General features: G+C 72.0%; 5 protein-coding genes. 3 read left to right on the top strand and 2 right to left on the bottom strand.

Features of this window, described 5'->3' with window-relative positions:
• Positions 1-67 precede the first annotated feature (67 nt).
• On the top strand, positions 68-697 hold the full coding sequence (locus VF825_RS19145; RefSeq protein WP_331116400.1) for a lysoplasmalogenase: 630 nt from the start codon (positions 68-70) through the stop codon (positions 695-697).
• Between the two features lie 37 nt (positions 698-734).
• On the opposite strand, the gene VF825_RS19140 is transcribed toward VF825_RS19145, so the two are convergent.
• Entirely contained in the window at positions 735-1,844 is a 1,110-nt protein-coding gene (locus tag VF825_RS19140; RefSeq protein ID WP_331116398.1) for a glycoside hydrolase family 43 protein, read from the bottom strand.
• Between the two features lie 273 nt (positions 1,845-2,117).
• On the opposite strand from VF825_RS19140, the gene leuS reads away from it, so the two are divergent.
• Positions 2,118-5,018 (top strand): leucine--tRNA ligase, encoded by a 2,901-nt coding sequence (gene leuS / locus VF825_RS19135; protein WP_331116396.1) that lies wholly within the window; start codon positions 2,118-2,120, stop codon positions 5,016-5,018.
• Positions 5,019-5,098: 80 nt separating this feature from the next.
• On the opposite strand, the gene VF825_RS19130 is transcribed toward leuS, so the two are convergent.
• Entirely contained in the window at positions 5,099-5,440 is a 342-nt protein-coding gene (locus tag VF825_RS19130) for a hypothetical protein (protein WP_331116394.1), read from the bottom strand.
• Between the two features lie 216 nt (positions 5,441-5,656).
• On the opposite strand from VF825_RS19130, the gene VF825_RS19125 reads away from it, so the two are divergent.
• The gene (locus VF825_RS19125) at positions 5,657-6,523 is read left to right on the top strand and encodes a DegV family protein (RefSeq protein ID WP_331116392.1); all 867 of its coding nucleotides are present in this window, start codon (positions 5,657-5,659) and stop codon (positions 6,521-6,523) included.
• Positions 6,524-6,526: the final 3 nt, after the last annotated feature.

Genomic DNA, 6,526 nt, shown 5'->3' with positions numbered 1-6,526 from the left:
ACGCCGTCGCCTGAGGCCTTGGTCACGCGGGCGCGTTCGGACCGCCGGGCTCTGGCACGCTGCCGCCGTGGTCCCCGCCCTCGCCGTCGCGCTCGCCGCCACCGCCCTGCTGGACTGGCACGCCGTATGCCGTGACCACCGCCGCGTCGAAGCGGTCGCCAAGCCGCTGGTCATGGTCCTGCTCGCGGCGCTGGCGCTCGCGCTGGGCGCCGGCGCCACCGGCACAGGCCGCTGGCTGCTGGCGGCGATCGCCCTGGGCGGCGTCGGCGACGTCGCCCTCCTCGGTGACAGCGAGCCCCGCTTCCTCGGCGGCCTGGGCGCGTTCCTGCTCGGCCACCTCGTCTACGTCGCCGCGTTCGTCTCCCTCGGCTTCCACGGCGGCTGGGCGCTCGGCGGCCTGGCCGTGGTCATCCTGAACCTGGCCACCGCCGGGCGGCGCATCCTCGTGTCCGCCATGCGGCAGGACCGGACGCTGGGAGGTGCCGTCGCGGCATACATGCTCGTCATCGCGGCGATGACGGTGACCGCGTGGGGGACCGGCCGCCCGATGGTCGCGCTGGGCGCGGTGGTGTTCGTCGTGTCCGACACGGTGCTGGCGCTGGACCGGTTCGTGCGGCCGCGCCCGGGCAGCCGGGTGCTGGTCATGGTGACCTACCACGTGGGGCAGGTGCTCATGGTCCTCGGCGCGCTGCGGTGACGCTGACCTGAGGCGAGCCTGACCCTGCGCGGTCAGGTCAGCCGCGGCTGGCGACGTGCAACAGGCCCCTGCTGTCCGCGGTCAGCGTCGCCACGTGGAAGAACCGCTGGGCCTGGCCGCAGGTCCTGGTGGTCGTGCAGGCGGGGTAGGACTGGTAGCTGCTCCACGGGGCGTTCCAGGCGGCGTAGCCCAGGCGCAGGTGGCCGGCGAGGTCGACGAAGCCCGTCGGGCCGCCGGGGCCGTTGATGCCGGAGCCGGAGGCGAGCAGCGGGCTCGTCGTCGGTCGGGTGCACGGGCCCAGTGCCGAGGCGCAGATCGCGTAGCCGGTGGCGTAGGCGGGGCTGGACCAGTTGTTGGCCGAGTAGAACAGGTACAGCCGCCCGGCATACCCCACCAGCGAGGGGCCCTCGATGAGGTTGCCCTCCCACTTCTGCGCGGTCGTGAGCAGGTTGTGCGGCAGCGACCCGGGGGCGAACGCCGTGCCGCCCGGGGCGAGCTGGCGGGACCACAGGCGCGTGGGGCAGCAGCCGGGGACGCCCTCGTTCTTCCACACCAGGAACGGGGTGCCGCGCGCGTCGAGGTAGAGGGCCGGGTCGATCGAGCCGCGCGGGTCGCTCGAGCACACCAGCGGGGCCCGCGTCGTGTCGGTGAACGGGCCCAGTGGCGAGGCCGACGTCGCCACCGAGATGCACTGCTTGTACGGCGAGAGGCTGCGCGGGGCGACGTACGCCATGACGTAGTGGCCGCCGGTCCAGCGCACCGTCGGCGCCCAGGCGTTGGTGTCCCACTTGCCGGGCCCGCTGCGGGCGGCCCACGGGGCGACGCGGGGCAGGGCGTCGTTGAACCACGGGTCGGTGCTGATCGAGGCCCCCGGGTTGTATGCCGGCCGGGCCACCCAGGTGCGCAGGTCCGTGGAGGTCATCACCGGCACGTAGGCGCCGCCGGTGTTGGTGGCGTAGGCGTACCAGGTGTGGCCGAAGCGCACCACGTCCGGGTCGGGGAAGTTGCCGCGGTAGACGGCGCCGGCCTTGAACCACGGCACGTCGATCTGCGCCTGCGCCGTCGCGGCCGGTCCGGCCAGCACGGCCGAGGCGACCGTGAGCACCAGGGCCACCAGCACCCAGACCCGTCGTCGTCGCTGACCCATTCCCCTGCCTCCCTGCCGACCGACATCCGACGTCGACGGTAGGGCGCGGCTCCCGGCCGCGCGGGGCACTTTGCCAGACCCTGAACCGCGCGGCTGCCCCCTCGTGGCCTGCGCTAACCTTGGGCCATGGCCGGCGTGCTGCTTCTTAGCCAGCCGCGTTGAACGGATCGGACGTCAACGCGGCAACCCCTCCTGTGTGAGGGGTTTTCTTGTGTCGCGGGTCCGACGCGGGGGACGAGCACGCACGCAACCACGAGACGCGAGGACACGACGATGAACGACACGCCGTACCGCTACACCGCCGAGCTGGCCGAGAAGATCGAGCTGGCCTGGCAGGACCGGTGGGAGAGCGAGGGCACCTTCCACGCGCCCAACCCCGCGGGCCCGTGGGCCGACCCCGAGGGCGTCGCCGGCCGCGAGAAGCTCCTGGTGCTCGACATGTTCCCCTACCCGTCGGGCGCCGGCCTGCACATCGGCCACCCGCTCGGCTACATCGCCACCGACGTCTTCGCCCGCTACCACCGGATGACCGGCAAGAACGTCCTGCACTGCCTGGGCTACGACGCGTTCGGCCTGCCGGCGGAGCAGTTCGCCGTGCAGACCGGGCAGCACCCGCGCAAGACGACCGAGGAGAACATGGTCGTCATGAAGCGCCAGCTGCGGCGGCTGGGGCTGGCCCACGACGACCGTCGCGCGATCGCGACGATCGACCCCGAGTACTACAAGTGGACCCAGTGGATCTTCCTGCAGATCTGGGACTCCTGGTACGACGTCGACGCGGTCCGCGAGGACGGCGGCCGGGGCAAGGCGCGCCCGATCCGCGAGCTGGTCGAGGAGCTCTCGAGCGGCCGCCGCGCGACGCCCGACGGGCGTGACTGGTCGGCGCTGACCGAGGCGGAGCGGGCCGAGGTCCTCGACGGGTTCCGGCTGGCCTACTCCTCCCAGGCGCCGGTCAACTGGGCGCCGGGCCTGGGCACGGTGCTGTCCAACGAGGAGGTCACCAACGACGGTCGCTCCGAGCGCGGCAACTTCCCGGTCTTCAAGACCAACCTGCGCCAGTGGATGATGCGGATCACCGCGTATGCCGACCGGCTGGCGGACGACCTGGACCGGGTCGAGTGGCCCGAGAAGGTCAAGCTGATGCAGCGCAACTGGATCGGGCGCAGCCAGGGTGCCCGCGTGCGCTTCCCCGTGGTCGGTCACGACGCCACGATCGAGGTGTTCACCACCCGGCCGGACACGCTGTTCGGGGCCACCTTCATGGTGCTCGCGCCCGAGCACCCGCTGCTGGAAACCCTTGTCCCGCAAGGCGGCTGGCCCTCGGAGACAAACCCGGCGTGGACGGGCGGCGAGGCGACCCCCGCAGCCGCGGTCGCGGCATACCAGCGGTCTGCCTCGCGCAAGTCCGAGGTGGAGCGGCAGACCGAGGGCAAGGACAAGACCGGCGTCTTCACCGGCGCCTGGGCGACCAATCCCGTGAACGGGCAACGGATCCCGGTCTTCGTGGCCGACTACGTGCTCATGGGCTATGGCACCGGCGCGATCATGGCGGTGCCGGGGCAGGACCAGCGCGACTGGGACTACGCGACCGCGTTCGACCTGCCCATCGTGCGCACCGTCCAGCCGAGTGAGGGTCACGACGAGTCGACCGCGTTCACCGGCGAGGGACCGGCGATCAACTCGGCCAACGACGAGATCTCGCTCGACGGGATGGGCGTCGTCGAGGCCAAGGCGGCCATCATCGAGTGGCTCTCCGCCAAGGGCCTGGGCGAGGGCACGGTCAACTACAAGCTGCGCGACTGGCTGTTCAGCCGGCAGCGCTACTGGGGTGAGCCGTTCCCGATCCTGTTCGACGAGGACGGGGTCGCCCATGCCGTGCCCGAGTCGATGCTGCCGGTCGAGCTGCCCGACGTGCCGGACTACTCACCCAAGACCTTCGACCCCGACGACGACTCCTCCAGCCCGGAGGCGCCGCTGTCCCGCGCGACCGAGTGGGTCAACGTCGAGCTGGACCTGGGTGACGGTCGTGGCGTTCGCCGCTACCGCCGCGAGACCAACACCATGCCCAACTGGGCCGGTTCGTGCTGGTACTACCTGCGCTACCTCGACCCGGCCAACGACGAGGCGTTCGTCGACCCGGAGAACGAGCGCTACTGGATGGGCAAGCACCTGACCCCGGTCGAGGGTGCCCCGGCGGAGGTCCGCGACCCCGGTGGCGTCGACCTGTACATCGGCGGGGTCGAGCACGCGGTGCTGCACCTGCTCTACGCCCGCTTCTGGCACAAGGTGCTGTTCGACCTGGGCCACGTCAGCAGCGAGGAGCCGTTCCGGAAGTACTTCTCGCAGGGCTACATCCAGGCGTTCGCCTACCGCGACGGCCGCGGCCAGCCGGTCCCGGCCGCCGAGGTCGAGGAGGTCGAGGACAGCGACCCGCACCACCCGCAGTTCACCTGGCAGGGCCAGCCGGTCACGCGCGAGTACGGCAAGATCGGCAAGTCGCTCAAGAACGTCGTGAGCCCCGACGAGATGTACGACGCGTACGGCGCCGACACCCTGCGCGTCTACGAGATGTCGATGGGCCCGCTGGAGCTCTCCAAGCCGTGGGAGACGCGCGCCGTCGTGGGCGCCCAGCGGTTCCTGCAGCGCCTGTGGCGCAACGTGGTCGACGAGGAGACCGGCGAGGTCCGGGTCGTCGACGAGCCGGTCGACGCGGACACGCTGCGCGTGATGCACAAGACCATCGACGCGGTCGCGAAGGACTACCCGACGCTGGGCTTCAACACCGCGATCGCCCGGCTGATCGAGCTGAACAACGCGCTGACCAAGCTCGACGCGGTGCCGCGGGAGGCGGCCGAGACCATCGTCAAGATGGTGTCGCCGATCGCCCCGCACATCGCCGAGGAGCTGTGGCGCCGGCTGGGCCACGACGAGACCATCACCTTCGAGTCGTTCCCCGTCGCAGACCCGGCCCTGCTGGTCGACGACACGGTCACCTGCGTCGTGCAGGTCCAGGGCAAGGTGCGCGACCGCCTCGAGGTGGCGGCCGACATCAGCCCCGCCGACCTGGAGGCCGCCGCCCTGGCCAGCGAGAAGGTCCAGGCCTCGATCGCCGGCAAGACGGTGCGCAAGGTGATCGTGCGGGCGCCGCAGCTGGTCAACATCGTCGCGGGCTGAGATCCGCCCACGAGGTCGACGAAACCCACACCACCGCGGTCGGTGGTGTGGGTTTCGTCGATGTGGGTGTGTGCGCCGGATCAGCCGAGGGTGGCCAACGCGCTGCTGTAGCGCATCAGGTAGTCCGCCGCACTGTCCCCGGCGTAGACGATGTCCGCGCTGAACGACTCGAGGAGCAGCTCGCCCTTCAGCGTCAGCAGCCGCGCCTCGTCCGAGTCGTGGATCTGCATGAGCGTCTCGCGTTCCCCGGTGACGACCCACAGTCCGGTTCCCCGCTCGGAGAAGAACAGCTGGGGCTCGCTGCACCTGCCCTCACTGGCCTGCTTGCTCCAGAAGGTCTGCACCTCCTGGGCGTAGTCCAGCGACTTCTGCTCGCGCCCGGCGATCGGGTGCGTCCACGTCACCACCAGTGCTGCCTGCATGATCTGCTCCCGTTCTGCGCACCTGGACGGTGCGCGCTCGGCCCGCCCGGACGGCACGGCCCCTGGTCCGGGGGCTCTGGTCCCACACCCCCAACCTCTGACAGCGCCGAAGGGCCTGACATGGGCCAAGGTCCTTGACCGGGCCTGGGACCCGGGGCGGGCCGCGCGGGTGTGGCAACCGGCGCCTGCGCCGACCCCAGCCGGTAGCCTGCGCGCGTGAACGTCGCGATCGTCACCGACTCCACGGCATACCTGCCGGCCGAGGTGGTGGCGCGCCACGGCATCCGGGTGGTGCCGCTGCACGTCGTGCTGGACGGGACCGAGCTGGACGAGGGCGTCGACGTCGACCCCGGGCAGGTGGCGGCGGCGCTGCGCGCGCACCGCCGGGTGTCGACCTCGCGGCCCACGCCCACCGCCTTCCTCGAGGCCTACGAGGCGGCGGCCGAGGCGGGTGCGGACGAGATCGTGTCGGTGCACATCAGCGCCGACATGTCCGGGACCTTCGACTCGGCCATGCTGGCGGCCCGGCACGCGCCGGTGCCGGTCGAGGTGGTCGACTCCCGTTCGATGGGCCTGGCCATGGGGTATGCCGTGCTGGCGGCGGCCGCGGCAGCCGAGCGGGGGGAGGGTGCCAGGTCCGTGGCGGGGGTCGCCCGCTCGCGGGCCGGGGCGACGAAGGTGTGGTTCTGCGTGGACACCCTCGAGCACCTGCACCGCGGCGGGCGGATCGGCAAGGCCTCGGCGCTGCTCGGCTCGGCCCTGGCGATCAAGCCGCTGCTGACGCTGGAGGACGGGCACATCGAGCTCGCCGAGAAGGTGCGGACCTCGGCGCGGGCCGTGGCCCGGATGGAGGACCTCGCGCTCGGCGCAGCGGAGGCAGCCGGTGGCGACGCCTGCGTGGAGCTGGCGGTGCACCACATCGACGCGCCGGACCGCGCGACCGAGCTGGCCCGGCGGCTGCACGAGCGGCTGCCCGGCGCGCCCGAACCGATGCTGGTGGAGCTCGGCCCGGTGGTCGGCGCCCACGTCGGTCCCGGCACGCTCGCCGTCGTCGTCGCGCCGCGTCCCGGCCGGGGGGACTGACCC

The sequence above is a fragment of the Oryzihumus sp. genome, from assembly GCF_036391795.1.
Classification (GTDB): domain Bacteria; phylum Actinomycetota; class Actinomycetes; order Actinomycetales; family Dermatophilaceae; genus Oryzihumus.
The sequence above is the reverse complement of the archived record's forward strand: the minus strand, read 5'-3'. Positions and strand labels throughout refer to the sequence as shown.

Bases quoted from the DNA above. Each gene is read 5' to 3' on its own strand.
- VF825_RS19140 (WP_331116398.1), bottom strand. From the start codon at position 1,844: ATGGGTCAGCGACGACGACGGGTCTGGGTGCTGGTGGCCCTGGTGCTC.
- leuS (WP_331116396.1), top strand. From the start codon at position 2,118: ATGAACGACACGCCGTACCGCTACACCGCCGAGCTGGCCGAGAAGATC.
- VF825_RS19130 (WP_331116394.1), bottom strand. From the start codon at position 5,440: ATGCAGGCAGCACTGGTGGTGACGTGGACGCACCCGATCGCCGGGCGC.